Source organism: Gordonia jinghuaiqii (assembly GCF_014041935.1).
GTDB lineage: Bacteria > Actinomycetota > Actinomycetes > Mycobacteriales > Mycobacteriaceae > Gordonia > Gordonia jinghuaiqii.
Window position 1 is genome coordinate 3,711,940 of sequence record NZ_CP059491.1, and the last position, 26,540, is coordinate 3,738,479.

The window sequence follows — 26,540 nt, forward strand, 5'->3', positions numbered from 1 at the left end:
ACAGTCGTGGGATGTCAATGGTCGCAAGCGGACTCACGCGCGCCTTCGGTCGGCACACAGCCGTCGCCGACGCGAGCCTCGAGCTCACATCCGGACGGATAGCAGGCCTCGTCGGCCCCAACGGTGCGGGCAAGACGACCCTGCTCCTGCTGCTCGCGGGGCTACTGGCCCCGGACAGCGGGACGATCGTCATCGACGACGCGCCGGTCGAACCGGCCGACATGCGTCGGCTCACCGGCTGGATGCCCGACATCTTCGGCACGTGGGAGAGCCTCACGGCGCACGAGATCCTGACGACCTTCGCCAAGCTGTACGGCATCCGCACCGCACCGGCCCGGCAGCGCGCCGACGAACTCCTCGAGCTCGTCCATCTGACCGAGTTCGCGGATCGGCCCGCGCACGAGCTGTCGCGAGGCCAGAAGCAGCGCCTCGGGTTCGCACGCGCGCTGGTGCACCGTCCCCGCATCCTGCTGCTCGACGAGCCTGCCTCCGGGATGGACCCGCGGTCGAGAATGGACCTGCGCGAACAGCTCCGACGACTCGCCGACGACGGGTGCGCCATCCTGGTCTCGTCACACATCCTGTCCGAACTCGACGAGATGGTCGACGACGTCGTCCTCATGACCGACGGCCGCACACGGCTGCCGGCCCCCGCCGTCGGAGGCGTCTGGCGCATCCGGTTCGTCGGGCAGGCCCCGGCGCAGGCTCAGGAAGCCCGCTTCGACGACGAGGGCGCCGCCGCAAGACATCTGGCCGAGCTGGTGTCCTCCGGGGCCGCCGTCAGCGAATTCGCGCCGATCTCCACCGGCATCGAGGATGCCTACCTCGCACTCGACCCGGTGCGCCGATGACCGCCCGACACGAGACGGCATCTCGTCGCACGACAGGTTCCGCGTGGTGGCGGATGGTCGGGGTCATCGTCGAACTGGAACTGCGACAACGGCTACGAACCACCCGGTGGAAGGCCACCCTCGGTGCGGCATTCGCCGTCACCTCGCTCGCGGTCTTCGGGTCGTTGTATCTCGCAGTGGGGGCCTTCGGCGGAACCTACGACGGCTGGTCGTCGAATCTCTATGTGCTCCTGCTCGGATTCCTGCTGCTGCTCGGCATCATCGTGGCGCCGACCCTGGCCGCGACCACCGTCAACGGCGACCGCAAGGATGCGACCCTGGCAGTCGTCCAGGACACCGCGATCACCAATTGGCAACTCGCGCTGGGAAAGCTCATCGGTGCCTGGGTGGCCGGAATGGCCCTGGTCGCGGTCACCGCGCCCTATCTGATCTGGGGCCTGGTCGAGGCACCCGAGGCACCCGAGGCGATCGGCCGCGGCCTGCTCGGGCTCGTGGTGCTGGCGATCGTGTTCGCCTGCTACTCGGGGATCGGACTCGGATTCTCGGCCGTGACGGCACGCCCGGCCGGATCCGCGGTACTCACCCAGTCGGCTGTGTTCTTCCTGATCCTCGGGCTGCCCGTGTTGTTCGGACTCCTCTTTCCCACGGTGGCGCAAACCCATTCGGTGATCCGCACCGAGACAACGGTCACCGACGCTCAGGCAACTACGCCCACCTGGCAGTGTCACGAGGTCCGCAAGGACCAGGAGTTCCACCACCACGAACGGATCTGGTGGCTCCTGGCCCCCAATCCGTTCTTCATCGTCGCCGATGCGGTGTCCACCCCGCCCGAGAATCCCCGGAGATACTCGGACAGTGTGGCCGAGGAGATCTCGAGAACGTTGTCAGCGGTTCGCGCCGGGCCCTACATCGGCCCGAGAAGCTGCGCGGGCATCTCGGCGTTCGGCTCCGACCAGTCCGATCCGAACAGTCACCGCGCCCGAGAAGCAGCCCACGAGACCTCGACGATGGGCGCGTCGTGGTACATCGGTCTCGCGATCTACCTGGTTCTCGGCGGCCTGGGTTACGTTGTCGCAGCGCGGCGTCTGCGGATACCCGCGGGCAAGCTGCCGCGCGGGGTGCGCATCGCGTGAGCGCAGCCGATGCGCTGGGGTTTCAGCCCGGCTACGACGCCCTCGCCGAGCTCTATGCCGAGACCTTCCCGGCGCCGTTCTCGAATCCGTTGCAACGCCATGCCATCGGAGCGTTCATCGAGCACGTCGACGACAGCACGACGGCCGGGGCGGTTCTGGACGTGGGTTGCGGCCCCGGACACGTGACAGCAGAACTCACGGCCGCCGGACTCGATACGATCGGCGTCGACCCGAGCACGGAGATGGTCCGGATCGCACGGTCAGCTCACCCCGGTCTCCGCTTCGTCCTCGACGACGCCCGGTTGACCGCACCGGAGCTGGCCGACACCCATGTCGCCGCAATAGTGGCCCGCTTCAGCCTCATTCACGTGCCGCCGGATTCGGTACCCGAGGTGTTGACGGATTGGGCTGCCCGTATGCCCCGGGGCGGCGTCGTCATGGTGGCAGGCCAGTCCACCGATGTGGACGAGATCGTCGAGTTCGATCACGTTGTCACGCCCGGTTGGCGCTGGCACCCGGATCGCATGTCCGCGGCCTTGGCGACGGCAGGCTTCGACGAGGAGTGGCGCACTGTGAAATGCGCTGACGACGCCCACCGCTTCCCGGAGTTCCACCTCCTCGCAGTACGCCTATAAGCGCAGGTCATCGCGGTTGCGGCGGGATTGTCGGTGGTCGAACGTATGTTTGTCGCATGCAGTCGGAGACCGGTGACACCAACCCCGAGGGCAACGCGCCCGAAGGTGAGTATGTGCTGCCCGCGCCGGTCGCCGACGCCCAGCTCTCCGCGACCGAACTGATCGACGTCGCAACCCATTGCGCGTCGATCACGTCGGCGGCAGCGTATCGGTTGCTCACCGCAGCCAGCCTGCTCCACCAGGACCGCGAGGAGGAGTATCTCCTACGCCGCAGCGAAACCCACACCGGCGAAGCGGAATCGGCCGAGGCCCTCCATCGTCAGAGTGCCGACGTCGCCGCGGGGATCGACCCGTACGCAGAGTTCGGACCGAACGGATTCGACCAGGCAACCGCCGAACTCGGTGCGGCCCTCACCATCACCGCCGCCGAGGCCCGCGAGCTCATCCGTACCGGCGATGCACTGCGATACCGCCTCCTGTTCACGGGCAACACGCTCGCCCTCGGACGCATCGACCAGCGACGCTTTCTGATCGCACTCAAACGCACCGACTTCGTCGACGAGGCCACCATGGTGAAGGTCGACGCCCATCTCGCCGAAGCCATTCTCGCGCGGCCGCCGATGTCGACGACGCGGTTCACCGCGCTCGTCGACAGCATCGTTCAGAAGCACGCACCCGATGCGGTCCGCCGCCGACGCGAACGCGCCGCGGACGACCGTAAGGTCACCCTCGGGCCGGACCGCTTCCAGCCCGGCCAGTCGCGCATCACCGGCAGCCTGCCCGCCGCCGACGCCGCCGCTCTCGACGCGCAGCTGACCGCGATGGCCAAGGGAGTCCACGCCACCGATGCCCGCACCATGCCTCAGCGTCGCGCCGATTCGTTGGTCGCACTGGCGTCCGGCACGCGAACCCTGCCCTGCCATTGCCCGGAATGCGCGCCGGAACCAGAAGCAACCGACCTCGACGCCGACGTGCAGGCCGAAACCCCCGCACCACAAGCACCCGAACCACAAGCACCCGCACCACAAGCACCCGAAGCGGCGGTTGTCGAGGAACCCACCCGCACCGAAGAGCCGGCCGTCACCGCCGAATCACTCCCCTGCGACCACAGCGGACCCCGGCCGACGTTCCACATCGTCGTGAACCTGTCGACGCTGCTCGGCCTCGACGACGATCCCGGCGTGCTCGACGGCCACGGCCTCATCGACGCGGACTCCATGCGTCGCCTTCTTGCCGATGCTCGACGCTCTTTCATCGGCGGCGGCACGACGCTCGCCCACCACACCGACGCCGCCGACACCGGGGTCGCCGATCGTTACGCGCCGAGCAGGAAACTGCAGGCTCTGGCACGCTCGGGTGAACTCTGCTGCACGTTCCCCGGCTGCAACCAGCCGGTGTGGACCACCGACCTCGACCACACATTCCCGTTCGACCACGCCGATCCTCGCCGGGGCGGCGAGACCACCGACCGAAACCTCAAGCCGCTGTGCCGTTTTCACCATCGAATCAAGACGTTCGGGATGTGGCGGGACTATCAGGACGAATACATGGCGGCATGGTTTCAGTCCCCGACCGGGCACACCTTCCTCGGCAATGCCTTCAACGGGCGTGACCTGTTCGGATACCTCGTGCCTCAGAAGCCTCCGGATCACCCCGCGAGAAGCCATCTCGCAACCATGCGAACCGGCATGGTCGAGACCGATCGACGCAAGGTCGACCGGTGGAACAAGGCACATCCGCCACCCTTCTGACCTGCAGACTCGCGCCCCGTCTGGCAAAGTTCGGGACACCGAAACTATAGTGTCGGTATGCCCAAGCCTCGCATCTCTCGCCGGCTCGCGTTCATCGCGTCGTTGACCGTGGTTGTCAGCATGGTCATGGCGGGTTGCACGCTGTCCAGCCGGCTACCCGACGAGAAGGTGGTCCTCACGACCTTCACCGTGCTGGCCGACATCGCATCCGAGGTGGCCGGGGACCGGCTGCAGGTGGAGTCGATCACCAAGCCCGGCGCGGAGATCCACGGATACGAGCCCACCCCCGGTGACATCCGGCGTGCCGCGACCGCGTCACTCGTCATCGACAACGGCCTGAATCTCGAGTCGTGGTTCGGCCAGTTCGTGGAAGGTCTCGACGTTCCGCACGTCGTCGTGAGCGACGGCGTCACGCCCATCGACATCGCGTCGGACGCCTATGCGGGCAAACCGAATCCACATGCGTGGATGAGCCCGCTCAACGTGCAGATCTACGTCGACAACATGGTGCGGGCCTTCAGCGATCTCGATCCCGACGGCGCCACCGTGTTCGAGGCCAACGGTCTCGCATACAAGAAGCAGCTCCAGCAGGTCCAGACCGACCTGACCACCGCCCTCGACCAGTTGCCGCCCAACGAGCGCGCTCTCGTCACCTGCGAAGGCGCGTTCTCCTATCTCGCGCGCGACGCCGGACTCACCGAGCGCTACATCTGGCCGGTCAACGCCGAACAGCAGGCGACGCCGCAGCAGGTCGCGTCGGTCATCGACTTCGTGCGCGCCAACAACGTCCCGGCCGTCTTCTGTGAATCAACGGTCTCCGACGCGCCGATGAAGCAGGTCGTCAATGCGACCGACGCCCGTTTCGGTGGGACCCTCTACGTCGACTCACTCTCGGAGGCCGACGGTCCCGTGCCCACCTACCTCGACCTCATCCGCCACGACGTCGACACCATCGTGTCCGGCCTGAACGGGAGCAACTCGTGACAGAACCCGGGAGTACCGCCCACGCAATCGAGGTGGAGGACGTCACGGTCCGCTACGGCCACATCCTCGCGCTGGACCACGCCACGGTGCGGATCCCGACCGGCCAGGTGTGTGCGCTCGTCGGCATGAACGGTTCGGGCAAGTCGACTCTGTTCAAGACGATCGTCGGCTCGGTGACCCCGACCACCGGCTCGGTTCGCCTCGGCGGGCGGACCCCCGCCGCGGCGCGGCGTGCCGGCAGCGTCGGATACGTCCCACAGTCCGAGGACATCGACTGGACGTTCCCGATCTCGGTACGCGATGTGGTGATGACCGGCCGATACGGCCACCTCGGGTTCACCCGACGCGCCAGACGCGCCGACCACGACGCCGTCGACGAGGCCCTCGCCCGCGTGGAACTCACCGACTACGCCGACCGCCAGATCGGCCAACTCTCCGGTGGCCAACGCAAGCGCGCCTTCGTGGCCCGCGGCATCGCACAGGAAGCGTCGATCCTGCTGCTCGACGAGCCGTTCGCGGGCGTCGACAAGAGGACCGAGGGCACGATCACCGCACTGCTGCGCGAACTGGCGGATGCCGGGACGACGATCCTGGTGTCGACGCACGATCTGCAGGTTCTGCCCAAGCTGGCCGACGAGGCGATCCTGTTGATGCGCCGGGTGATCGCCCAGGGTGATCCGACCGACGTGATCACCACCGACAACCTAGTGCGTGCCTTCGGTCTCGACCCACTGGACCGTTCCGACCTGCGCGCGCAGGAGGAGGCGTCCTGATGAACATCGTCGACATCCTCCTGGATCCCTTCGCGTACGCGTTCATGACGCGCGCCCTGTGGGCGACACTGATCGCATCGGTGGTCTGTGCGCTCCTGTCGTGCTGGCTCGTCCTGATCGGCTGGTCACTCATGGGCGACGCTGTCTCGCACGCAGTGCTGCCCGGAGTGGTGCTCGCGTACATCGTCGGCGCCCCGTTCGCCGTGGGCGCGGTCATCTTCGGGTTCCTCGCCGTCGCCATGATCGGCGCTGTCCGTGACGGCGGCCGCATCAAGGAGGACGCCGCGATCGGGATCGTGTTCACGACACTGTTCGCGCTCGGCCTGGTGCTGATCTCGGTCACGCCGAGCCAGACCGACCTCAACCACATCATCTTCGGCAACCTGCTCGGGGTCTCGACGTCGGATCTGGTGCAGATCGCCATCCTCGGGGCGATCGTCGCAATCCTGTTGCTGCTCAAGCGACGCGACTTCACCCTGTACGCCTTCGACCCGACGCACTCCTTCGCCATCGGGATGAGCCCGCGGCTGCTGGGCGCTGCGTTGCTGGCACTGCTCGCGCTGACCGCGGTCACCGCGCTGCAGGTGGTCGGCATCGTGCTGGTCGTCGCGATGCTCATCATCCCCGGGGCGACCGCCCAGCTGCTGACCGACCGTTTCAGTCGGATGCTGCTCATCGCACCCGCTGTGTCGGCGGCTTGTGGCGTGATCGGCCTCTATGTCTCCTACTACCAGGACACCTCCCCCGGCGGGATGGTCGTCCTCGTGCAGGGCATCGTGTTCCTGCTCGTCTACCTGTTCAGCCCCACCCACGGGGTCATCACCAAACGCCGCAGGCATCGGGAGAGTGCCGCCGCCGACGCGGTCGCCGGCTGACGCGGATTCCCAGCTGATTGACAGGTAGCCGGAAGCGGCCCCAAAGGCGACGACAGCACCCTGGAGTTACTCGTCCGAGACACACCCGGACGAAGAATGAAGGAGAGCATGTCTTGAGCACCACCCCGCACGGCTCCGAGCCCGAGGGCGCCACACCCCAGGTAGACCAGTCCCGGACACCGCACGACGATGCCGCGGCCGCCGAGACGACCCCCATCATCCCGCCGGGCCCCACCGAGCAGCAGCAGCCGCCGCAGGCGTCGCAGCCGCAGCCGCAGCCTGTCGTGACCGAAGCGAACCGATCGAAGAAGCCCAGCGCGAACGCCCTGATCGCCGGTGGCATCGGCACAGCGCTGATCGCCGCGGCCATCGGGTTCGGCGCCGGCTACATCACCGGCGACACGACGTCTGATCAGTCACCCACCCCGGTGGTATGGCAACAGCCGGGCGACGACAACGGATCCGGCACCGGCGGACCCGGAATGGACGGAGAGCGCGGACCCGGCATGGGCGGGCCCGGACACGGGCACGGACACGGACCCGGCGGGCCCCGCATGGGCGGCGAGAGGGGCGACACCGATTCACAGGATTCTCGCCCGCAGTCACCGAGCGAGCAGCCACCGAACGAGCAGTCCCCCGAGGGCCAGTCACCCAACGGCCAGACCGACGGCCGGTCCCCCAACGGCCAGCCGGCCGGTACCCCTGCGTCCTGACCAGCGCATCAGCAGGACCACGACAAGAAAGCGCCCCACCTGCGAACAGGTGGGGCGCTTCTCTCGTGGAGCTGCCGGGAATTGAACCCGGGTCCTCCGTCGTGTTGATAGGGCTTCTCCGTGTGCAGTCCGCTATGTCTCTACTTGGATCTCTCGGTCACGCGAACAAGCCGAGATGACGATCCCAGTCGCTGTTTGATGTTCCATCCTCACCCGCGACCGGTGAAGACGGTGAGTCCCCTGAGATGATGCCGGCATCCGGATTCGGGAACACAATCCGGGCCGACAGACTAGCCGGCGCTACTTAGGCAGCGAGGGCGTAGTCGCGCTGATTGGAATCGGCGCTTAATTGGTTGCTGCGACGCTCACGGTGGTCTCCAGCCTGCACCGACACGCTTCCCCTACCTCGACGCACGTAGTCGAAACCGATCAGCCCCGAGGAGGTTCCCGCCGACCGAAGTCAGCGAGACGTTCAGTGTAACAACTCCGATCGCGGAGTTCATTCCGGTTCCGGCGAGGAGCGGGTCACCAGCGCGATCGGCGCGAACATCGCGACGACCCGGCCCTCCCAGTCGTCGGCGACCGCGCCGGTACGCGCCCGCTCTGCCACCAGCACGCCGGCGATCGCGTCGATCAGCGTCTCTGGGTCGACGCCGGCCGCGAGAGTCCCGCTCTCCGCGCCCTCGGTCAGGACTGCGGACAGACGCGCTCGGTGCTCGACCAGGACCTTCCGGAACAGTTCGGTGAACGCCGGGTCCGCGTCGGTGATCAGTGCGGCCATGCCGCCGAAGCCGATGCCGTCGACGACCATGGCCGCAGCCTGTCGTACGACCCACCGGAGCCGGTCCTCCCCGGACAGGTCGCCCGCCGGCGCGGTTGGAGTCCCGACGTCGCGCAGAGCCGCGGTGAGCATCTCGTCCCGGTTCTTGTATCGCCGATAGATCGTGGTCCGCGCGACGCCGGAGTGTGCGGCAACGGCCTCGATCGTGACGCTGGCGGGCCCTCGGGTCCGCAACAGCTCAAGCGTGGACCGCACGATCCTCTCACCACTGTCCGCGGCCAACCGTGACTCCTTCCTCACACCCTGCTCGCACGTCCCCGTCCGGGAATATCGGAGCCACCGGGATCGCTACACCGAACGTATCGATACAGTCAGTGTATCGATACGGAAGTGTCAATCGCTACGGATGGAGGCTCGCGATGCGCACCGCATTTCGCACTTTCTCGTACGGCATCGTCGGCTACCTGCTCCTGCTCCTCGCGTTCGCGTCCATGGGTCTCTTCGTGGACGCGCTGGCCGGTGGGATGGCGTATCCCGCCTGGCCGTTCGGGGTCGCGTTGGCTGTTCTGATCGTGACGTCCTTCGCCGCGTTCCGCGCGCAGGTCGATCTCAGCGCCCACACCAAGGCATCCGACGGCGCCATCATCTCGCCGGACCCGTTGATTCCCGCACTCCGACGCGCCGATATCGATCGCTACGAGGCGATGTACCGCCATCATGAAGTGGCCGGCACGCAGCCGGAAATCTCCGGCTCGCGAATTCCGTCGGCCGCCTGAGGGCGACCCGCCGGTCAACGTCCGTCACATGCCCTTGACGCGACGGCCGACCTCACGCTCGACCTCGCGCTGCGCCGTGCGCTTGGCGATGTCCTGACGCTTGTCGTGCGCCTGCTTGCCGCGGGCCAGCGCCAGCTCGACCTTCACCTTGCCGTCGTTGAAGTACATCGACAGCGGCACCAGCGTCAGGTTGCCGTCGCGGATCCTGCCCACGAGGTTGTCGATCTCGCGCCGGTGCAGGAGCAGCTTGCGCTTACGTCGCACCGCATGGTTGGTCCAGGAACCGTTGCCGTACTCGGCGATGTGGAGGGCGTGCAACCACACCTCACCGTCGTCGATGGTGGCGAAGGCGTCGACCAGCGACGCCTTACCGGCCCGCAGGCTCTTGACCTCGGTCCCGACCAGCGCGATACCCGCCTCGTAGACATCGAGGATGGCGTAGTTGTGCCGCGCCTTACGGTTCGTCGCAATCACGTTGCGACCCTTTTCCTTCGGCACCGCTCACTCACCTCCTCTGATCGTCAACAGCTGATTATCTCGCCACCGGCCCCACGTGGTGACACCGGGTCACTCACGGACATAGACACGAAGCGTGACATATGCCGTCGCACCGGCCAACACTATTCCGCCCAGCAGCAACCACGGTGCGACGAACAGCACGTCGGCCATCTCGATCCGGGCGAAGAAACTGACGCCGTACAACTCGCGTAATGCGTTGTCGAAGAAGAACGTTTTCGCCAGCATCAGACCGCCGATGGCGAGCAGCGCACCGATGAACGCCGACACCACCGCCTCGAGCAGGAACGGCAACTGCGTGTACCACCGCGTCGCGCCCACCAGGCGCATGATCGACACCTCGGTACGCCTGGTGAACGCCGCCACCTGAACCGTGTTGATGATCAACAGGATCGCCGCGATCGCGAGCACCGACGCGATCGCGAACGTCGCGTTGCGGACCCCGTCGAGGACGCTGAAGATGCGCTGCACCAGCTTCCGGTCGTCCTTGAAAGCGTCCACGCCCAGGTCTTTTCGGGCCGCGTACTTGGTGAGCACGGCGTCGAACTGGTCGGGGTCGGACACCCGCACACGCAACGACGCCGGGAGCGTGCCCTCGACGATGTTCTCCGCGAGGTCCGGGTTGTTGGCGAAGATCTCCTTGGCCCGCTTGTAGGCCTCGTCCTTGTCCAGATAGGTCACCGAGGTGACACCCGGTTCGTTCTCGAGCCCGCGCCGCAGCTGCGCACACGGATCGGCCTCGCACTGCGGATCCCGTTCGGTCACCTCCGGGTTGAGGTAGAACTCCATCTCGACCCGGTCGAGGAAGATCTGCTGACTCTTGTCCGCCATCTGGATCACCAACAGACCACCGCCGAACATGCCCAGGGTGATCGCCGTGGTGATGATCATCGCGATGGTCATGGTCGCGTTGCGGCGGAGCCCGTTGAGAACCTCGCTGATGATGAAATTCGCTCGCATGCTTGCAGACAGTCCTTGGGTCGGTGGGGGTGCGGTCGGGTGCGGACTGATCAGCCGATCCCGTACACACCCTGCGGGTCGTTGCGTACGAGCTGCCCGTTGTCGAACTCGAGAACCCGCCGGCGCATGGCGTCGACGATGTGGCGGTCGTGGGTGGCCATCACCACCGTGGTGCCCCGGCGGTTGACACGATCGAGGACGTCGACGATCTCCTCGCTGGTCTCGGGGTCGAGGTTTCCGGTCGGTTCGTCGGCGAGCAGCACCAGCGGCCGGTTGACGATGGCGCGGGCGATCGCGACGCGCTGCATCTCGCCGCCGGAGAGCTCATTGGGCATGCGGTCGTGCTTACCCTCCAGTCCGACGTACTCCAGGACCTCCGGGACGACGCGCTTGATGGTCGACCGCGGGCGGCCGATCACCTCGAGCGCGAAGGCGACGTTCTCGGCGACCGTCTTCTTCTGCAGCAGACGGAAGTCCTGGAACACACAGCCGATGGACTGGCGCAGCTTGGGCACCTCGCGCGCCCGCATCCGGTTGACGTGGAACTCCCCGAGATACACGTCGCCGCTGGTGGGCCGGTCCTCCTTGAGCAAGAGACGGAAGAACGTCGACTTGCCCGATCCGGACGGGCCGATGAGGAATGCGAACTCCCCCTTGTCGACCTCGAGGCTCAGGTCCCTCAGAGCGGGTCGAGACGACGCCTTGTACTGCATCGTGACGTTCTCCAGCTTGATCACGATGTGCCAGTGTAACGACGACGCCTGAGAGTGCGTTCAGGCGCGACATTCCGTCTCGCGAACGCCCTTGACCAGTGGTTAATCGGGGGTCAGCGTGTCGGAACCGGGGTGGTCGGGGTGGGAGCGCCGAATCCCGGTATCTCGAAGTTCGGCAGGCCGGGGATCGTCTGACGCGTCGTGGTCGGGGGCGGAGGCGCCCCACGGCTCGACGGTGACGGGCCGGGGCCCTGTTCGCCGGTACCCGTGTCCGTGCCGGTACCCGAGCCGGTGACGTCGGTCGTCGAGGTTCCCGATTCCGTGGTCGAGAACGACGTCCGCGGCGGGGCCTCATAGGTCGGTTCGACGACCTCGACCGTCGGTTTCGGCGTCGGACGCGGCGCCTGCGGCTCCACGACGCCGTAGCGCTGCGAGGTGTAGCCGTACAGGACGCAGCACAGCACGAACACGAACAGCAGGATGGCGGTGCTGACCCGGATCGTCGGCCTGCCGATGTGCTGCCCCCACCGGAACGGCAGACGACGACGCCCGCGGCGTCCTGATCCGCCGCGCTGGGTGTCGGTGGTGTCGGGGCTCGGCCTCGGCGACTCGGCCATCACTCGCCCCCGTCCCGGTCACGATTGGTCGGCTCTGTCTGTGTGGCGGGCGGGCCCCCGGCCGACTGGATGTCGCGTGCGGGGACGTTGATGCCCTCACGCGCCAGTGCCCGGATGATGTGCACGCGCAGGGCGCGCCCCACCTCGAACTGTTTGCCCGGGAGCGTGCGGGTCACCATGCGCACGGTGATCGCGTCGAGTTCCAGAGAGATGACGCCCAGCGCCGACGGCGCGTCGAGGAGCAGGTCGTGCCAGCGGGGCAACGCGTAGAACTCGCGGCCCACCCGGTCGAGGGTGTCGTTGACCAGCCCGATGTCGGCGGCCGACGGCACCGGTACGTCGACGACGGCGCGCGCCCAGTCCTTCGACAGGTTGGTGGCCTTGATGATCTGGCCATTCGGAACCGTGATCACCTCACCCTCACTGGTACGCAGCTTGGTGACCCGCAGGGTGACGTCCTCGACGGTCCCCTCCGCCGGCGCATTGCCGGTCACGGTCAGGTCCACGACATCGCCGTAGCCGTACTGTTTCTCGGCCACGACGAAGAACCCGGCCAGGATGTCCTGGACGACGCGCTGCGCGCCGAAGCCGAGCGCCGCACCGATCACCGCGGTCGGCCCGGTCAACCCGCTCAGCGGAATCCCGAAGACCGAGAGTCCGTGCAGGATGACGATGATCGCGATCACCACGATCAACGTCCACGCCACCACGTCGACCAGCGCCCGTCGATGCTTGGCGTCCTCGGTCTGCACGATCAGGTCGCTGGTGGAGAACTGCGATTCCACGCGTGAGGCATATTTGTCGGCGCCCCAGCGGATCAGCCGGGCGAGCAGCACCGCCCCCAGGATCCAGATGACGATCTCGAGTCCGCTCGTGGCCAGCCAGACGTACACCCGCCCGAGCAGGAGCTCGGTCGGGGACGGCGCGGCAGCGAGCAGCAGGCTTCCGTGCGGGGCGATCACGCTTCGGCGGTCGCCATCCGCCAGCGGATGCCGGCCTCGATGAACTTGTCGAGGTCGCCGTCGAGCACCGCCGTCGGATTGTTGTCCTCGACGCCGGTCCGCAGGTCTTTGACCATCTGATACGGGTGCAGCACGTAGGAGCGCATCTGGTTGCCCCAGCTCGAACCGCTGTCACTCTTGAGGGCGTCGAGTTCGGCGCGCTCCTCCAGACGTTTGCGTTCGAGGAGCTTGGCCTGCAGCACCCGCATCGCCGACGCCTTGTTCTGCAGCTGGCTCTTCTCGTTCTGACACGTCACGACGATGCCGGTCGGGAGGTGGGTCAACCGGACCGCCGAGTCGGTGGTGTTGACCGACTGACCACCGGGACCCGACGAGCGGTAGACGTCGACCTTGATGTCGTTCTCGTCGACGTCGATGTGGTCGGTGGTCTCGACCACCGGCAGCACCTCGACCTCGGCGAACGACGTCTGGCGTCGGCTCTGGTTGTCGAACGGGCTGATACGCACGAGGCGGTGGGTGCCCTGCTCGACCGACAGCGTGCCGTACATGTACGGGGCCTTCACCGCGAACGTCGCGCTCTTCAGCCCGGCCTCCTCGGCGTAGGACGTGTCGTAGACCTCGACGCCGTAGCCCTTCCGCTCGGCCCAGCGGATGTACATGCGCATGAGCATCAGGGCCCAGTCCGCGGCGTCCACGCCGCCGGCGCCCGACCGGATGTTGACCAGGGCGTCTCGCGAGTCGTACTCGCCCGCGAGCATCGTCTTGACCTCCATGGCCGCGATGTCGGCGCGCAGGCTCGCCCGCTCGGCGTCGGCGTCGGCCAGCGCCGCGGCCTTGTCGTCGCCTTCCTCGGCGTCGGCGAGCTCATAGTGCACCGGCAGATCGTCGAGTCGCGAGCGCAGCTCGGAGACCTTGCGCAGCTCGGACTGGGCGTGGGACAGCTCGCTGGTGACCTTCTGGGCGTGGTCCTGGTCGTTCCACAGGTCGGGATCGGAGGCCTGCATCTCCAGCTCGTCGATGCGTCGACGGAGCTCCTCGAGGTCGAGCACCTTCTCCACAGTGGTCAAGGTGGCGTCGAGGGATTCGAGGTCTGCGGTCACGTCGGGATGCACGGTTATCCAGAGTACCGACAGTCCGGCGACTCAGAGAGGGCGACGGGTCACAGTGCTCAACTGGTCAGCGGGAAGGGGTCACAGCGGGAAGGGGTCACAGCGGGTCGGGTCCCCAGGGCGGCCCCTGCTCGGGCGTCCCGTTCGGCATCTCACCGAATCGCCACGACGTCGCGGCCTTGTTCGGCTTGTAGAGGACCGACAGGTCGTCGCCGATCTGCGGCCACGGGTCGCCCGCGCCGAGCACCAACGTCCCGTACACCTCGGTCGGGGAGGTCTCGGGTCCGACGATGGTCCCGCTGATGGTGCAGTAGCGCTCACCGTTCTTGTCGGTGGCACTGTTCGCAGGCTCGTCGTCGCGGTCGGAGATCCCGGTGACGGTGAACGTTCCCTGCACGAACTGCGAGGCCCTCGCGGCCGACATCGCCTGCGGGTTGCGTCCCCGCTGCCACTGGACGACCAGGGCCACCACGAGCGCGGCGAGCAGCAGGGTGAACGTCACGGTGAGCAACATGAGGGCTACCCTACCGGGCATGTCCGCCGCTCCTGGCCCGAAAAACCCCGGCCCGAACAACGCAGGTCCGCACGACGTGGGTCCGGCGAACTTCGGCGACGACGTCGAACTCGCGCTCTCACTCGCCGATTCCGCCGACGCCCTGACCATGGACCGCTTCGGCGCCGTCGACCTGCACGTCGACGACAAGCCGGATCTCACACCGGTTTCCGATGCCGACCTCGCCTGCGAAACCATGATCCGCGAACGGCTTTCGGCCCGCCGCCCCGCCGACACCGTCCTCGGCGAGGAGTTCGGCGGCGAGGCGGCGCTGTCCGGACGCCAATGGGTCATCGACCCCATCGACGGAACCAAGAACTTCGTGCGCGGGGTGCCGGTGTGGGCCACCCTGATCGCGCTGCTGATCGACGGCGTACCGGTGGTCGGGGTGGTGTCGGCACCCGCACTGCGTCGACGCTGGTGGGCGGCAACCGGTCTCGGCGCGCACACCCGCTTCGACGGTGCCGACGCCCGCCGCCTCTCGGTGTCGGGGGTCGCCGATCTCGCGGCCTCGAGCCTGGCCTTCTCCAGCCTGTCCGGGTGGGCCGACCGCGGCATCCGCGAGCAGTTCGTCGACCTCACCGACCGCGTGTGGCGCGTCCGCGGTTACGGCGACTTCTTCAACTACTGCCTCGTCGCCGAGGGTGCCGTGGACATCGCCGCCGAACCCGAGGTGTCCCTCTGGGACCTGGCCGCGCTCGACATCCTCGTCCGCGAGGCGGGCGGGGCGTTCACCGCGCTCGACGGCACACCCGGCCCCGGCGGCGGAAGTGCCGTCGCCAGCAACGGATTGCTGCACGACGAGGTCCTGGGCGCGCTGAGCCGCTAGAGCCGCGTCGCGCTCTCGGTGTCGAGCACCTTGAACTCCGTCGCCGCGTCCTTCATGTCGGCAAGCCGTCCGTAGTGGATACCGGTGCCGGCGTCGGACAGGATCGCCTGGTGGATCGGCACGGCCACCCGCGGCGCCATCACCCGCAGGTAGTCGACCGACTCGCTGAGCTTCATCCACGGCGCCGCGGACGGCAGCGCGAGGACGTCGACATGCTCGAAAGGGATGTAGAACGAGTCGCCCGGATGCATGAACTGACCCGGCTGCTCGGCGGTGCCGAGGACGTAGGCGACATTGTCGACGACCGGGATCTCGGGGTGGATCACCGCATGCCGACCTCCGGTGAATCGTGCGGTGAGCGAACCGATCTCGATCTGATCCCCGCTACGCGCGGCCGTCCACGCACCGGCGACGTCGTCGTCGTTGAGCTGTGTGGTGGTCTGCGGATCGGCATAGAGGATCGCGTCGGGATTGGCCGCGACCAGGTCCGGCAGCTTCGCGACGTCACAGTGATCGGGGTGCTGATGGGTGATCAGGATGGCGTCGAGGCCGCTGATCCCGTCGAACCCGTGCGAGAAGTTCCCCGGGTCGAAGAGCACCTTGGTCCCGTCGATCTCGACGAGCAGACAGGAGTGGCCGAAGTGGGTGATCTGCATGCGTCCACTCTGCCGCCCGCACGCAGCGGACGCCAGACTCACACGATCTGCAACTCACACGATCTGCGGGAAGATCCCCCACCCGAACGCGGCGTCGAAGATCCGCAGGAACCCATAGGCCAGCCACACCCCCAGCAGCACCGCTCCGAGCGGGCTCAGGACGATGTCACGCCATCCGGTGAGCGGGGTCCGGCGACGGCGGGCCAGGGTGACGAGCGCCGCGACGACGGTGACCGCCGTGAGAACCAGCAGGAGCGGGCCGAATGCGTTGAATCGAAACGCGGCGCCGACATCACCGTGCATGAAGGAGACCCAGCTGCGGGTGAGTCCGCAGCCCGGACAGGGCAGGCCGGTCATCATCGCGAAGGGGCACACCTGCGGGCCACCGTCGATCCCGCCCGGCGTGAACACACACGCGGCACCCAATGCCGCCGCACCGACCGCCGCCGCAACCCCCGCGCCGATGGCACCGGTACCCGATAAACGCAGGTCGGGGCGGTGGTCTACGATCACTCGGCCAGCCTAGCGCGTCGGCGCCGAAGCGTCGTCGAACGATTGCGTGACAATCTCCTTACTCCGAAGTAAGGTGTGTTCTTACTACCGAGTAAGATCGGTCCGCAAGACACGTGCAGCGGCCCCGCTCCGGGGCACCCGGAAAGAAACGGCTGGTGATATGACAACTCACACCGAACCGCGCGACACCTCCGCAGTCGGCCGCAACCCGCACCCACGCAACTTCATCGGCACCGCGATGCGCGTGCTGACCACGGTGACGGGGTCGGAGTTCGCCGAGAAGTACAACATCCGCGAACCCATCAACCGCATCGCCTACCAGGGCACCAAGACCGGCTTCCAGACGCTCGGTGCGGCCAACCGTGCGTTCAAGGCCGCGCAGGGCGGCGGCTCCGGTCAGGCCAAGCGACTGAGCAGCGCCCCCAAGGACTACTTCAACCTGACCCCCGACGACGAGCAGCAGATGATCGCGGAGACGGTGAAGGAGTTCGCCACCGAGATCCTGCGTCCCGCCGCCTATGACGCCGATGCCGCGGCCGCCGCCCCCGACGACATCGTCAAGCGCTCGGCCGAGCTCGGCATCACCATGATCAACGTCCCCGAGGATCTCGACGGGGCCGCCTCCGAGCGCGGCGTGGTCACCAACGCACTCGTCGCCGAGGCGATGGCCTACGGCGACATGGGCCTCGCCCTGCCGCTGCTGGCACCGAGTGGTGTGGCCACCACCCTCACCAACTTCGGCACCGATGAGCAGCAGCGCACCTACCTGCCGGACTTCGCGGGCGAGAACGTGCCGCAGTCCGCCGTCGTGATCGCCGAGCCGCGCCCGCTGTTCGACGCATTCTCGTTGAGCACCAAGGCGACCCGCGTACCGAGCGGGTTCCGCCTCAACGGCGTCAAGTCCTTCGTGCCGGCTGCCGGGTCATCGGAGCTGTTCATCGTCGGTGCGCAGCTCGACGGCAAGCCCGCGCTGTTCCTCGTCGAATCCGACACCAAGGGCCTGATCGTCGAGGCCGACCCCGGCATGGGTGTGCGGGCCGCCGGGATGGGCCGACTCCTCCTGCAGGACGTCGCCGTGCCCGCATCGGCCATCGTCGGCGGTGAGGGCGACGCCGCGTTGGCCGCCTATCGCGACGTCGTCCGCCTGTCCCGCCTGGGCTGGTCGGCACTGGCCGCGGGCACCGCACGCGCAGTCCTCGACTACGTGATCCCCTACGTCAACGAGCGCGAGGCGTTCGGCGAGCCGATCTCCAATCGTCAGGCGGTCGCGTTCATGGTGGCCACGATGGCGACCGAGGTCGACTCCATCCGCCTTGTCACCCTGCGGGGTGCGGCACGCGCCGAACAGGGCCTGAGCTTCGCCCGTGAGGCGGCACTGGCCCGCAAGCTGACCATCGACAAGGGCCTGCAGATCGGCCTCGACGGCGTGCAGCTGCTCGGCGGACACGGCTTCACCAAGGAACATCCCGTCGAGCGCTGGTACCGCGACCTCCGCGGCGCCGGCATCGGCGAAGGCATCGTCGTCCTGTAGACCACCTCGACGCTTCTCCGAAGACTCGACGCTTCCCGAAAGAAGTCACATGAGCATCAATCTGGAACTCCCGAAGAAGCTGCACGTCACCGTCGACCAGGCCCATCAGGCGGCGGCGGAGATCTTCCGGCCCATCTCGCGCAAATACGATCTGCGCGAACACGATTACCCGGTCGAGCTCGACACCCTGGCCAGCCTGTACGACGGCCTCTCGGAGACCGGGCAGGCCGGTGCCGGTGCCGACGGCGGCCGCAGCCAGAAGAAGTCCGACAAGCCCCGGCCCGAGGGCTCGGTGGTCAACGGCGGCAACATGCAGTCCGTCGTCAACGTCATGGAGACCTCGTGGGGCGATGTCGGCCTCATGCTGAGCATTCCCTATCAGGGACTGGGCAATTCGGCGATCGCCGCGGTCGCCACCGACGAGCAGCTCGAGCAGTTCGGCAAGGTGTGGGCCGCGATGGCCATCACCGAGCCCAGCTTCGGCTCCGACTCGGCGGCGGTCACCACCACCGCCACGCTCGACGGCGACGAGTACGTCATCAACGGCGAGAAGATCTTCGTGACGGCCGGTTCGCGCGCCACCCACATCGTCGTATGGGCGACCGTCGACAAGAGCCTCGGCCGCGCCGCCATCAAGAGCTTCGTCGTCCCGCGCGAGCATCCCGGAGTGGAAGTGGTTCGCCTGGAACACAAGCTGGGCATCCGGGTCTCCGACACCGCGGTCATCCGCTTCGAGAACTGCCGCATCCCCAAGGAGAACCTGCTCGGATCCCCCGAGGTCGACACCAAGAAGGGGTTCGGCGGGGTCATGCAGACCTTCGACAACACGCGCCCCCTGGTCGCGGGCATGGCCGTGGGTGTCGCCCGCGCCGCACTCGAAGAGCTGCGTCGTGTCCTCGACGAGGCGGGCATCGAGGTCGACTACGACCGTCCCGCCGCCGACCAGCATGCCGCCGCAGCCGAGTTCCTGCGCATGGAAGCCGATTTCGAGGCCGCCTACCTGCACACGATGCGCGCCGCGTGGATGGCCGACAACTCCCAGCCGAACTCGACCGAGGCGTCGATGTCGAAGGCCAAGGCCGGCCGCACCGTCACCGACATCACCAACAAGGTGGTCGAACTGACAGGCACGCTGGGCTATTCGGAGCGTCTCCTCGTGGAGAAGTGGGCGCGTGACTCGAAGATCCTCGACATCTTCGAGGGCACCCAGCAGATCCAGAACCTCATCATCGCCCGACGCGTGCTCAACAAGAGCAGCGCCGAGCTCAAGTGAGCTGATGGCCTTCTCGCCTGGGCGGTGTCACACCGCCCAGGCGAGTGTCATTCCGGCGGCGCACGCGACGGCGGCAGCGATGAGGGTTCCCGCGGCGTACCCTGCGGCGACGATCCGCTGAGAGTTCTGCGTCAGCCGCACCACCTCGAAACTCGCGGTGCTGAAGGTCGTGTAGCCACCGCAGAATCCGGTACCCACGATCGCCTGCAGCTCGTGCGGGGCTCCCCGGAAGATCACCAGTCCGGCGAGCACGCCCAGCAGTGCCGAACCCGTCACGTTGACGGCGAAGGTGCCCCACGGGGTGATGGTGGGCCACTTCCATGTCACCGCACCGTCGACGACGAACCGCGTCACCGCACCCAACGCTCCCGCCACCATGACGGCAATCGCGATCATCCCCGGCCCACCCGGGAAGCGAGGGCGATCCCGCAGGCCGCCGCGGCGAGCCCGAGCACGACACTGACGATCGCGTAGGACGACGCGGTCACCACCGCCGACGCCCGCGTGAGTTCCGAGATCTCCAGCGCGAACGTGCTGTAGGTGGTGAGCGCACCACAGATGCCGGTGCCCCCGAAGAGCCGCACGCGCTGGCGCCACCCCTCGTCGTGGCCAAGCCGCGCAAGCAGTTCCAGAAGCGCCCCCAGGATGAACGCGCCGGCGACGTTCACCCCGAACGTCGCCCACGGCCAGTGCCCGTGCTGGGCGGGAAAGGCCGCCTCCGCCCAGTACCGCACGCCCGTCCCGATGAGCCCACCGGCGAACACCCAGGCGAGCGCGTGCACGCGGAGATGCAGCGGACGTTCGTCGGGATCGACGGGGAGTTCGCGGTGCTTGTCTGCGTGCACGTCGACCGGTGTCAGCCCTTGCGGTGTTGCGACAGTTGTTCGGCCAGTGCCGAGAGGACATCCGGGTCCTCGATGGTCGAGGGCACCGTGTACTCCTCGTGATCGGCGATCTGGCGCATGGTCTTTCGTAGGATCTTGCCCGAGCGGGTCTTGGGCAGCGCCGGCACCACGGTGACGTCGCGGAAGGTGGCCACCGCACCGATCTCGTTGCGTACCAGGGACACCAGCTCGGATCGCAGTGTCTCGGGGTCGATGTCGACGCCGGATTTCAGCACGACGTAGCCGCTGGGCCGCTGACCCTTGAGGTCGTCGTGGATGCCGATGACCGCGCACTCGGCAACGGCCGGATGCGACGCCACCACCGCCTCGATGCTTCCGGTCGAGAGTCGGTGTCCGGCAACGTTGATCACGTCGTCGGAGCGGCCCAGGACGAACACGTAGCCGTCGGCGTCGACGTAACCGGAGTCGCCGGTGAGGTAATAGCCGTCGAACGCCGACAGATACGACCTGCGGTAGCGCTCCTCGTCACGCCACAGACCGGCGAGGGTTCCGGGCGGCAACGGCAGGCCGATGACGATGTTGCCCTCCTGCCCCGCACCCAGAGCGTTGCCCTCGGCGTCGACGACGCCCACCTGGTATCCGGGCACGGGCACCGTCGGCGAACCCGCCTTGATCGGCATGGGTTCCAGCCCACGAAGATTCGCCGCGATCGCCCAGCCGGTCTCGGTCTGCCACCAGTGGTCGACGACGGGCACACCGAGCACCTTCGACGCCCAGGTGAAGGTGTCGGGGTCGAGTCGCTCGCCGGCGGCGAACAGTGTCTGCAGGGACGACACGTCGTACTTCGCGAGTTCGGTGGCGTCGGGATCGGCCTTGCGGATCGCGCGAATCGCGGTCGGCGCGGTGAACAGGGCCTTCACCTTGTGATCGGCGATGACCCGCCAGAACGCGCCGGCGTCGGGGGTGCCGACCGGCTTGCCCTCGTACATGACCGTCGTCGCCCCGACGAACAGTGGCGCGTAGACGATGTAGGAGTGCCCGACGACCCACCCGACGTCGGACGCAGTCCACCACACGTCACCGGCAGAGATGTCGTAGATGTTCTTCATCGACCACGTCAGCGCCACCGCGTGACCGCCGTTGTCGCGGACCACGCCCTTGGGTTTACCCGTGGTACCCGAGGTGTAGAGGATGTAGAGCGGATCGGTCGCGGCCACCGGCACCGCGTCGACCGGGTCGGCGGTGTTGGTCTGCTGGTCCCAGTCCAGCCAGCCGGCGTAATCGGCAGCGCTGCCCGCGATCTCGGGACGGTCCTTGACGATGACCGTGCGCGGCGGGGTCTGCGAGAGTTCGATCGCCTTCGCCACCATCGGCAGGTACTCGACCGTACGTCCCGGTTCCAGGCCTCCCGACGAGGTCACGACGGCGACGGGCTCGGCATCGTCGATGCGGGTGGCGAGCTCCCGCGCGGCGAACCCGCCGAACACCACGGAGTGCACCGCACCGATCCGCGCGCAGGCGAGCATCGCGATGGCCGCCTCGGGGATCATCGGCATGTAGATGACCACGCGGTCGCCGGCCGAGACACCCTGCGCGGTGAGCACTCCCGCGAATCGCGCGACCACGTCGAGCAGCGCCGCATAGGTGTAGTGCCGCCGCTCACCGGTCATGGCCGAGTCCCAGATCAGCGCCGTCCGCCCGTCGTTACCGTCCGCGAGATGCCGATCCAGAGCGTTGTAACAGGTGTTCAGCGTGGCGCCGGGGAACCAGCGGTAGAACGGGGCGTCCGAGTCGTCGAGGGCCGAGGTCGGCGGGGTGTACCAGTCGACCGCGTCGGCCGCGGAGAGCCAGAACGCCTCCCGGTCATCGCTCGCCTGCGTGAACGCCTCGCTGTAGCTGCCCATGGCCATCCCTTCACCGTCGTCCCCGTCACCCTCCTCGCGGAGCGCACTCCAGACATTCACGCCGGTGCCGCACCGCCCTTCGAGGGTATCGGTGTGACGGCCACCACCACACGTGATCCCCGGTCCTGCGCCGACCGGTCAGCGGCTCGCGCCGAGCGGTCAGTACAGGTACTTGCGATACTGCTCGTCGGTTTCCCGGTCGTCGACCAACGGGACGTCGAGGCCGGGCATGACCATCCTGGTGATGGCGGCCACCGACGGCAGACTGCGAGGAGTCCAGGTCTCCGGCTTCCACAGATCCGCACGCAGGAACGCCTTGGAACAGTGGTAGAAGACTTCTTCGACGTCGATCTCCACGGCCAGGATCGGACGCTTCCCCTTGACCGCCAGTGCGTCGAAGTAGTCACCGTCGTCGACGACACGGGCCGCACCGTTGACCCGCAGGGTGTCGCTACGGCCGGGGACGACGAAGACGGTGCCCGCGTGCGGGTTACGCAGGATGTTCAGATAACCGTCGACGCGTCTGTTGCCGGGACGTTCCGGAATCGCGATACGGGTGTCGTCGACGACGTGCACCACTTTTCCGGCGGGGTCTCCCTTGGGTGAGACGTCGACTCGTCCGTGTGCGTCGGAGGTGGCCAGGAACACCACCGGTGAGGCGGCCAGCCACGCTCTGTCGATGTCCGACAGTGCCGGCCTGACCTTGTCGCGGATGGCGGCAGCCGGTTCGCCGACGATCTGGCGTAGGCGAGCCTCGTCGGTGATCTGCATGGCCCCATCGTGTCAGGTGTCAGTCGGCGATCCGCACCTCGACCCCGTCGGCAAACCGGTAGGGCCCGGCCATCAACAGACCGCCGAAGTGCTTCCGCAGCCGCGACATCTCGGCGCGCACCGTCACGGTCCGGTCGTCGACACCGAAGAGGTGGGTCGACATCTGTGCCGCGGTGACGCCGCTGCGGTGCCGAGCGAGATAGGTGAGGATGTCGCCGTGCCGCGGCGAACACTGATGGGTCCATCCGCCACTGGCACCGTCGACCGTGATCTCCACGCGTCGGTCGCCGGACGCACCGGTCACCGTCCGCACACCGACCCGCGTCAGGGACGCATCCGCCGCGTCGGTGACGCGCACCAGCCAACCGCCCGGCAGTGCCTCGACGTCGCACTCTCCCAGCGCGGAGACAAACGTGCGACCGGGTCCGACGCCGCGCGGCAGGATCAGCCGCGACCGCGGTGACACCGTGTCCACCGCCGCCACCCAGCCGTCGACATCCACGGCCAGCGCCGGCCCCGGCGAGCGAGCCAGAATCGGTGCGGCGACCGCCCGCAGGGAGTCCAGACGGCGGCGATGCTGTTCACGAAGCTCCGATTCGGCCAGCCGGGCGACGGCGTGCACGAGCGCGAGCGTGGTCGGGTGGATCGTGGCGGCCGGCCCGCTGACGTCGACGACGCCCAATACCGCCCCGGTCCGGGGGTCCTTGATGGGCGCACCGGAACATGTCCACGAATGGTGACTGCGGACGAAGTGTTCGGCGGAGAACACCTGGACGGGTCTGCCGGACATCAGGGCGGTGCCGATCGCATTCGTGCCCACCGAGTATTCGGCCCAGTCGGCGCCCTCGATGAAGCCCAGGTGATCGGCTCGGGTCAGGACCTTCGACGATCCGCTACGCCACAGCACGTGTCCGCGCGCGTCCGCGATCACCAGGATGTTGTCGCCGTCGGCGATGAGCGCGTCCAACCCGCGGGCGAGTTCGTCGACGACCCCGACGAGTCCCGACTCGCGGCGCCGCTCCTCGAGCTCGTCGAACTCCAGGGTGCGCTCGACCACGCAGTCGGTGTCCGGGTCGAGCCCGGCCCTGCGGAGTCGTTGCCACGAATCGTCGATCACGCTGCGCGGACGGGCCGGCATGCGTTCACCCGACATCGCGGCGTGGTGCACCGCGCTCAGGATGTACGCGAACTCGCGCGGATCGTCGCCCGCCTGGACGGCCGGCTCGAGATCCGGTGGGGACTCAGAGGCAATCATCACCACCGATTGTGCTCCCCATCACAGCCGTCCGGCAACGAACCTTCCCCCTCGCAACCCCCTGCAACCCTTGCCGAGCCCGGCGGTCGGGGCGTCTGCTGAGACCACACGGTGTGGTCCGCATCACCATCAGCGGCCGCCCGCCACCGTCTTGAGACCCCGAGGAGCCACCATGACCCAGACATTGGAACCGGTCGTCACCACCGAACGCACACCGCAACAGCGGATCGACGCCTGGCTCCAGGAGTTCGAATCCGCCCTGACCGCGCTCGACATCAGCCGTGCCACGAGCGCCTTCCTCACCGACAGTTACTGGCGTGACCTCACCGCGTTCACCTGGAACATCACCACCGTCGAGGGGCACGAACAGATCGCCGACATGCTGACCGCCCGTCTCGCCGACACCCGGCCGTCGGGATTCGCGACCACCGAACCGGCGGCGGACGACGGCGACGGCGTCGCCTCGGCGTTCATCACCTTCGAGACCGCCGTCGGCCGCTGCGAGGGCCATCTTCGGATCAGGCCCGACGACGCCGAGGGCAACCAGGACAGGGCGTGGACACTGCTCACCACGTTGCAGGAACTCAAGGGGCACGAGGAGCCGGCGAAGTCCCGCCGCGCACTCGGCGCCGTCCACGGTTCCGACACCGACACCCGGTCATGGGCCGAGAAGAAGGCCCAGGAGGAGCATGAACTCGGCCGCTCGGTGCAGCCCTATGTGCTGGTCATCGGAGGCGGGCAGGGCGGCATCGCGCTGGGGGCGCGACTACGCCAGCTCGGTGTCCCGTCCATCGTCGTCGACCGCCACGAACGTCCCGGCGATCAGTGGCGCAAGCGGTACAAGTCGCTGTGCCTGCACGACCCGGTCTGGTACGACCACCTGCCGTACCTCCCCTTCCCGGACAACTGGCCGGTGTTCGCGCCGAAGGACAAGATCGGCGACTGGCTCGAGTTCTACACCAAGGTCATGGAGGTTCCGTACTGGAGCAAGACCACCTGCCTGTCGGCGTCCTACGACGACGAGCAGGAGCGCTGGACCGTCGAGATCGACCGCGACGGCGAGGCGATGACCCTGCATCCGACCCAGCTGGTGCTGGCCACCGGGATGTCCGGCAAGCCCGCCATCCCCACGGTGCCCGGCCAGGACATCTTCGCGGGCGAACAGCATCACTCCAGCGCGCACCCCGGGCCCGACGACTACGCGGGCAAGAAGGTGGTGGTGATCGGCTCGAACAACTCGGCTCACGACATCTGTAAGGCGCTGGTGGACAACGGGGTCGACGCGACCATGGTGCAGCGTTCGTCGACCCACATCGTGAAGTCCGATTCGCTCCGATCCATCGCCCTCGGCGGCCTCTACAGTGAGGAAGCCGTCGAAGCGGGGATGACCACCAAGAAGGCGGATCTCACCTTCGCCTCGCTGCCCTACCGGATCATGCATCAGTTCCAGGTGCCCGTGTACGACCGAATCCGCGAGCAGGACAAAGAGTTCTACGACCGTCTCGAGGCCGCCGGATTCCAGCTCGACTTCGGCGACGACGACTCGGGCCTGTTCATGAAGTACCTACGGCGCGGCTCCGGCTACTACATCGATGTCGGTGCCAGCGAGCTCATCGCCGACGGCACGATCAACCTCGTACACGGCCAGCTCGACCATCTCACCGAGAACACCGTGGTGCTCTCGGACGGCACCGAGCTCGACGCCGACGTCGTGGTCTACGCGACGGGATTCGGCTCCATGAACGGCTGGGCTGCCGACCTGATGGGCCAGGAGGTGGCCGACCGCGTCGGCAAGGTCTGGGGATTGGGGTCGGATACCACCAAGGACCCGGGACCATGGGAGGGCGAGCAACGCAACATGTGGAAGCCGACGCAGCAACCCGGATTGTGGTTCCACGGCGGCAATCTCCATCAGTCGCGCCACTACTCGCTGTACCTCGCGCTCCAATTGAAGGCACGCTACGAGGGGCTGCCCACCCCGGTCTACGGTCTCGCCGACGTCCATCACCTCAGTTAGGAGCGAGGCCGGCGGCGGAGTCCGGAAAATGTTTGTGACATGGAAAATGCCCCGCAACCTGGTGGTTGCGGGGCATTTTCAAGTTGTGTTCGGCGGTGTCCTACTCTCCCACACTGATTAGGGTGCAGTACCATTGGCGCTGGAGGGCTTAGCTTCCGGGTTCGGAATGGGGCCGGGCGTTTCCCCTCCGCTATAGCCGCCGTAACTTTATAAAACAGCACACATACTGTTTGTTTAAACGGTT

General features: G+C 67.4%; 28 protein-coding genes, 1 rRNA gene and 1 other RNA gene. 13 read left to right on the top strand and 17 right to left on the bottom strand.

The features are described 5' to 3' along the window. Positions 1 to 11 precede the first annotated feature (11 nt). From H1R19_RS16640 to H1R19_RS16675, 8 genes are all read left to right on the top strand, one after another. Positions 12 to 851 carry an ABC transporter ATP-binding protein gene (locus H1R19_RS16640; RefSeq protein WP_188327421.1) on the top strand — a complete coding sequence of 280 codons (840 nt, stop codon included), beginning with the start codon at positions 12 to 14 and terminating at the stop codon, positions 849 to 851. Beyond that, entirely contained in the window at positions 848 to 1,984 is a 1,137-nt protein-coding gene (locus tag H1R19_RS16645; RefSeq protein WP_219849609.1) for an ABC transporter permease, read from the top strand. Before H1R19_RS16640 ends, H1R19_RS16645 begins: the two co-directional genes overlap by 4 nt. Further along, complete coding sequence (locus H1R19_RS16650) at positions 1,981 to 2,619, top strand: class I SAM-dependent methyltransferase (protein WP_244970736.1); 639 nt, start codon at positions 1,981 to 1,983, stop codon at positions 2,617 to 2,619. Before H1R19_RS16645 ends, H1R19_RS16650 begins: the two co-directional genes overlap by 4 nt. 56 nt (positions 2,620 to 2,675) lie before the next feature. Beyond that, positions 2,676 to 4,370, top strand: a complete 1,695-nt coding sequence (locus tag H1R19_RS16655; RefSeq protein ID WP_188327419.1) for an HNH endonuclease signature motif containing protein — start codon at positions 2,676 to 2,678, stop codon at positions 4,368 to 4,370. Positions 4,371 to 4,427: 57 nt separating this feature from the next. Next, entirely contained in the window at positions 4,428 to 5,354 is a 927-nt protein-coding gene (locus tag H1R19_RS16660; protein ID WP_188327418.1) for a metal ABC transporter substrate-binding protein, read from the top strand. Further along, a complete protein-coding gene (locus tag H1R19_RS16665) occupies positions 5,351 to 6,127 on the top strand; it encodes a metal ABC transporter ATP-binding protein (RefSeq protein WP_219849610.1) in 777 nt (258 codons plus the stop codon). Before H1R19_RS16660 ends, H1R19_RS16665 begins: the two co-directional genes overlap by 4 nt. Next, positions 6,127 to 7,002, top strand: a complete 876-nt coding sequence (locus H1R19_RS16670) for a metal ABC transporter permease (RefSeq protein ID WP_219849611.1) — start codon at positions 6,127 to 6,129, stop codon at positions 7,000 to 7,002. Before H1R19_RS16665 ends, H1R19_RS16670 begins: the two co-directional genes overlap by 1 nt. A 113-nt stretch (positions 7,003 to 7,115) precedes the next feature. Then, the gene (locus H1R19_RS16675; RefSeq protein WP_219849612.1) at positions 7,116 to 7,715 is read left to right on the top strand and encodes a hypothetical protein; all 600 of its coding nucleotides are present in this window, start codon (positions 7,116 to 7,118) and stop codon (positions 7,713 to 7,715) included. A 63-nt stretch (positions 7,716 to 7,778) separates the two neighbouring features. Here the strand turns inward: H1R19_RS16675 and ssrA are convergent. Both ssrA and H1R19_RS16685 read right to left on the bottom strand, forming a co-directional pair. Beyond that, positions 7,779 to 8,152, bottom strand: a transfer-messenger RNA (tmRNA) gene (ssrA, locus tag H1R19_RS16680). A gap of 62 nt (positions 8,153 to 8,214) precedes the next feature. Continuing rightward, complete coding sequence (locus tag H1R19_RS16685) at positions 8,215 to 8,778, bottom strand: TetR/AcrR family transcriptional regulator (protein WP_219849613.1); 564 nt, start codon at positions 8,776 to 8,778, stop codon at positions 8,215 to 8,217. Positions 8,779 to 8,915: 137 nt separating this feature from the next. On the opposite strand from H1R19_RS16685, the gene H1R19_RS16690 reads away from it, so the two are divergent. Beyond that, positions 8,916 to 9,272: a hypothetical protein gene (locus H1R19_RS16690; protein WP_219849614.1), complete on the top strand. Its 357-nt coding sequence runs from the start codon at positions 8,916 to 8,918 to the stop codon at positions 9,270 to 9,272. A 24-nt stretch (positions 9,273 to 9,296) separates the two neighbouring features. Here the strand turns inward: H1R19_RS16690 and smpB are convergent, their stop codons facing one another. From smpB to H1R19_RS16725, 7 genes are all read right to left on the bottom strand, one after another. Further along, complete coding sequence (smpB, locus tag H1R19_RS16695) at positions 9,297 to 9,770, bottom strand: SsrA-binding protein SmpB (RefSeq protein ID WP_219849615.1); 474 nt, start codon at positions 9,768 to 9,770, stop codon at positions 9,297 to 9,299. Between the two features lie 69 nt (positions 9,771 to 9,839). Further along, positions 9,840 to 10,748: a permease-like cell division protein FtsX gene (gene ftsX, locus H1R19_RS16700; RefSeq protein WP_219849616.1), complete on the bottom strand. Its 909-nt coding sequence runs from the start codon at positions 10,746 to 10,748 to the stop codon at positions 9,840 to 9,842. A gap of 50 nt (positions 10,749 to 10,798) precedes the next feature. After that, entirely contained in the window at positions 10,799 to 11,485 is a 687-nt protein-coding gene (gene ftsE, locus H1R19_RS16705) for a cell division ATP-binding protein FtsE (protein ID WP_188327410.1), read from the bottom strand. Positions 11,486 to 11,574: 89 nt separating this feature from the next. Beyond that, positions 11,575 to 12,078 (bottom strand): hypothetical protein, encoded by a 504-nt coding sequence (locus H1R19_RS16710; RefSeq protein ID WP_219849617.1) that lies wholly within the window; start codon positions 12,076 to 12,078, stop codon positions 11,575 to 11,577. Next, positions 12,078 to 13,040, bottom strand: a complete 963-nt coding sequence (locus H1R19_RS16715) for a mechanosensitive ion channel family protein (protein WP_188327409.1) — start codon at positions 13,038 to 13,040, stop codon at positions 12,078 to 12,080. Before H1R19_RS16715 ends, H1R19_RS16710 begins: the two co-directional genes overlap by 1 nt. Next, positions 13,037 to 14,152: a peptide chain release factor 2 gene (gene prfB / locus H1R19_RS16720; RefSeq protein ID WP_188327408.1), complete on the bottom strand. Its 1,116-nt coding sequence runs from the start codon at positions 14,150 to 14,152 to the stop codon at positions 13,037 to 13,039. The genes H1R19_RS16715 and prfB overlap by 4 nt, the downstream gene beginning before the upstream one ends. A 94-nt stretch (positions 14,153 to 14,246) precedes the next feature. Further along, on the bottom strand, positions 14,247 to 14,663 hold the full coding sequence (locus tag H1R19_RS16725) for a hypothetical protein (RefSeq protein ID WP_219849618.1): 417 nt from the start codon (positions 14,661 to 14,663) through the stop codon (positions 14,247 to 14,249). A 19-nt stretch (positions 14,664 to 14,682) separates the two neighbouring features. On the opposite strand from H1R19_RS16725, the gene hisN reads away from it, so the two are divergent. After that, entirely contained in the window at positions 14,683 to 15,531 is an 849-nt protein-coding gene (gene hisN / locus H1R19_RS16730) for a histidinol-phosphatase (RefSeq protein ID WP_219849619.1), read from the top strand. On the opposite strand, the gene H1R19_RS16735 is transcribed toward hisN, so the two are convergent. Further along, positions 15,528 to 16,187: an MBL fold metallo-hydrolase gene (locus tag H1R19_RS16735; protein WP_219849620.1), complete on the bottom strand. Its 660-nt coding sequence runs from the start codon at positions 16,185 to 16,187 to the stop codon at positions 15,528 to 15,530. The two genes, hisN and H1R19_RS16735, sit on opposite strands and share 4 nt — an antisense overlap. A gap of 54 nt (positions 16,188 to 16,241) precedes the next feature. Then, complete coding sequence (locus H1R19_RS16740) at positions 16,242 to 16,700, bottom strand: DUF2752 domain-containing protein (RefSeq protein ID WP_188327405.1); 459 nt, start codon at positions 16,698 to 16,700, stop codon at positions 16,242 to 16,244. A gap of 160 nt (positions 16,701 to 16,860) precedes the next feature. On the opposite strand from H1R19_RS16740, the gene H1R19_RS16745 reads away from it, so the two are divergent. Both H1R19_RS16745 and H1R19_RS16750 read left to right on the top strand, forming a co-directional pair. After that, complete coding sequence (locus H1R19_RS16745) at positions 16,861 to 18,231, top strand: acyl-CoA dehydrogenase family protein (protein ID WP_219849621.1); 1,371 nt, start codon at positions 16,861 to 16,863, stop codon at positions 18,229 to 18,231. A 49-nt stretch (positions 18,232 to 18,280) separates the two neighbouring features. Next, positions 18,281 to 19,504 (top strand): acyl-CoA dehydrogenase family protein, encoded by a 1,224-nt coding sequence (locus H1R19_RS16750; protein ID WP_188327403.1) that lies wholly within the window; start codon positions 18,281 to 18,283, stop codon positions 19,502 to 19,504. A 27-nt stretch (positions 19,505 to 19,531) separates the two neighbouring features. Here the strand turns inward: H1R19_RS16750 and H1R19_RS16755 are convergent, their stop codons facing one another. The 5 genes from H1R19_RS16755 to H1R19_RS16775 all read right to left on the bottom strand — a co-directional run bounded on the left by H1R19_RS16755 (position 19,532) and on the right by H1R19_RS16775 (position 24,279). Further along, a complete protein-coding gene (locus tag H1R19_RS16755; protein WP_219849622.1) occupies positions 19,532 to 19,900 on the bottom strand; it encodes a fluoride efflux transporter FluC in 369 nt (122 codons plus the stop codon). Further along, positions 19,897 to 20,349, bottom strand: a complete 453-nt coding sequence (gene crcB / locus H1R19_RS16760) for a fluoride efflux transporter CrcB (RefSeq protein WP_188327401.1) — start codon at positions 20,347 to 20,349, stop codon at positions 19,897 to 19,899. Before crcB ends, H1R19_RS16755 begins: the two co-directional genes overlap by 4 nt. Before the next feature lie 11 nt (positions 20,350 to 20,360). Beyond that, the gene (locus tag H1R19_RS16765) at positions 20,361 to 22,253 is read right to left on the bottom strand and encodes a propionyl-CoA synthetase (protein WP_188328001.1); all 1,893 of its coding nucleotides are present in this window, start codon (positions 22,251 to 22,253) and stop codon (positions 20,361 to 20,363) included. 159 nt (positions 22,254 to 22,412) lie between these two features. Next, the gene (locus H1R19_RS16770; protein ID WP_219849623.1) at positions 22,413 to 23,024 is read right to left on the bottom strand and encodes an MSMEG_1061 family FMN-dependent PPOX-type flavoprotein; all 612 of its coding nucleotides are present in this window, start codon (positions 23,022 to 23,024) and stop codon (positions 22,413 to 22,415) included. A 19-nt stretch (positions 23,025 to 23,043) separates the two neighbouring features. After that, positions 23,044 to 24,279, bottom strand: a complete 1,236-nt coding sequence (locus tag H1R19_RS16775) for a helix-turn-helix domain-containing protein (RefSeq protein ID WP_219849624.1) — start codon at positions 24,277 to 24,279, stop codon at positions 23,044 to 23,046. A gap of 172 nt (positions 24,280 to 24,451) precedes the next feature. On the opposite strand from H1R19_RS16775, the gene H1R19_RS16780 reads away from it, so the two are divergent. After that, positions 24,452 to 26,296, top strand: a complete 1,845-nt coding sequence (locus H1R19_RS16780) for a flavin-containing monooxygenase (RefSeq protein WP_219849625.1) — start codon at positions 24,452 to 24,454, stop codon at positions 26,294 to 26,296. 87 nt (positions 26,297 to 26,383) lie between these two features. Here H1R19_RS16780 and rrf read toward each other — a convergent pair. After that, positions 26,384 to 26,500 (bottom strand): 5S ribosomal RNA (gene rrf, locus H1R19_RS16785). Positions 26,501 to 26,540 lie beyond the last annotated feature (40 nt).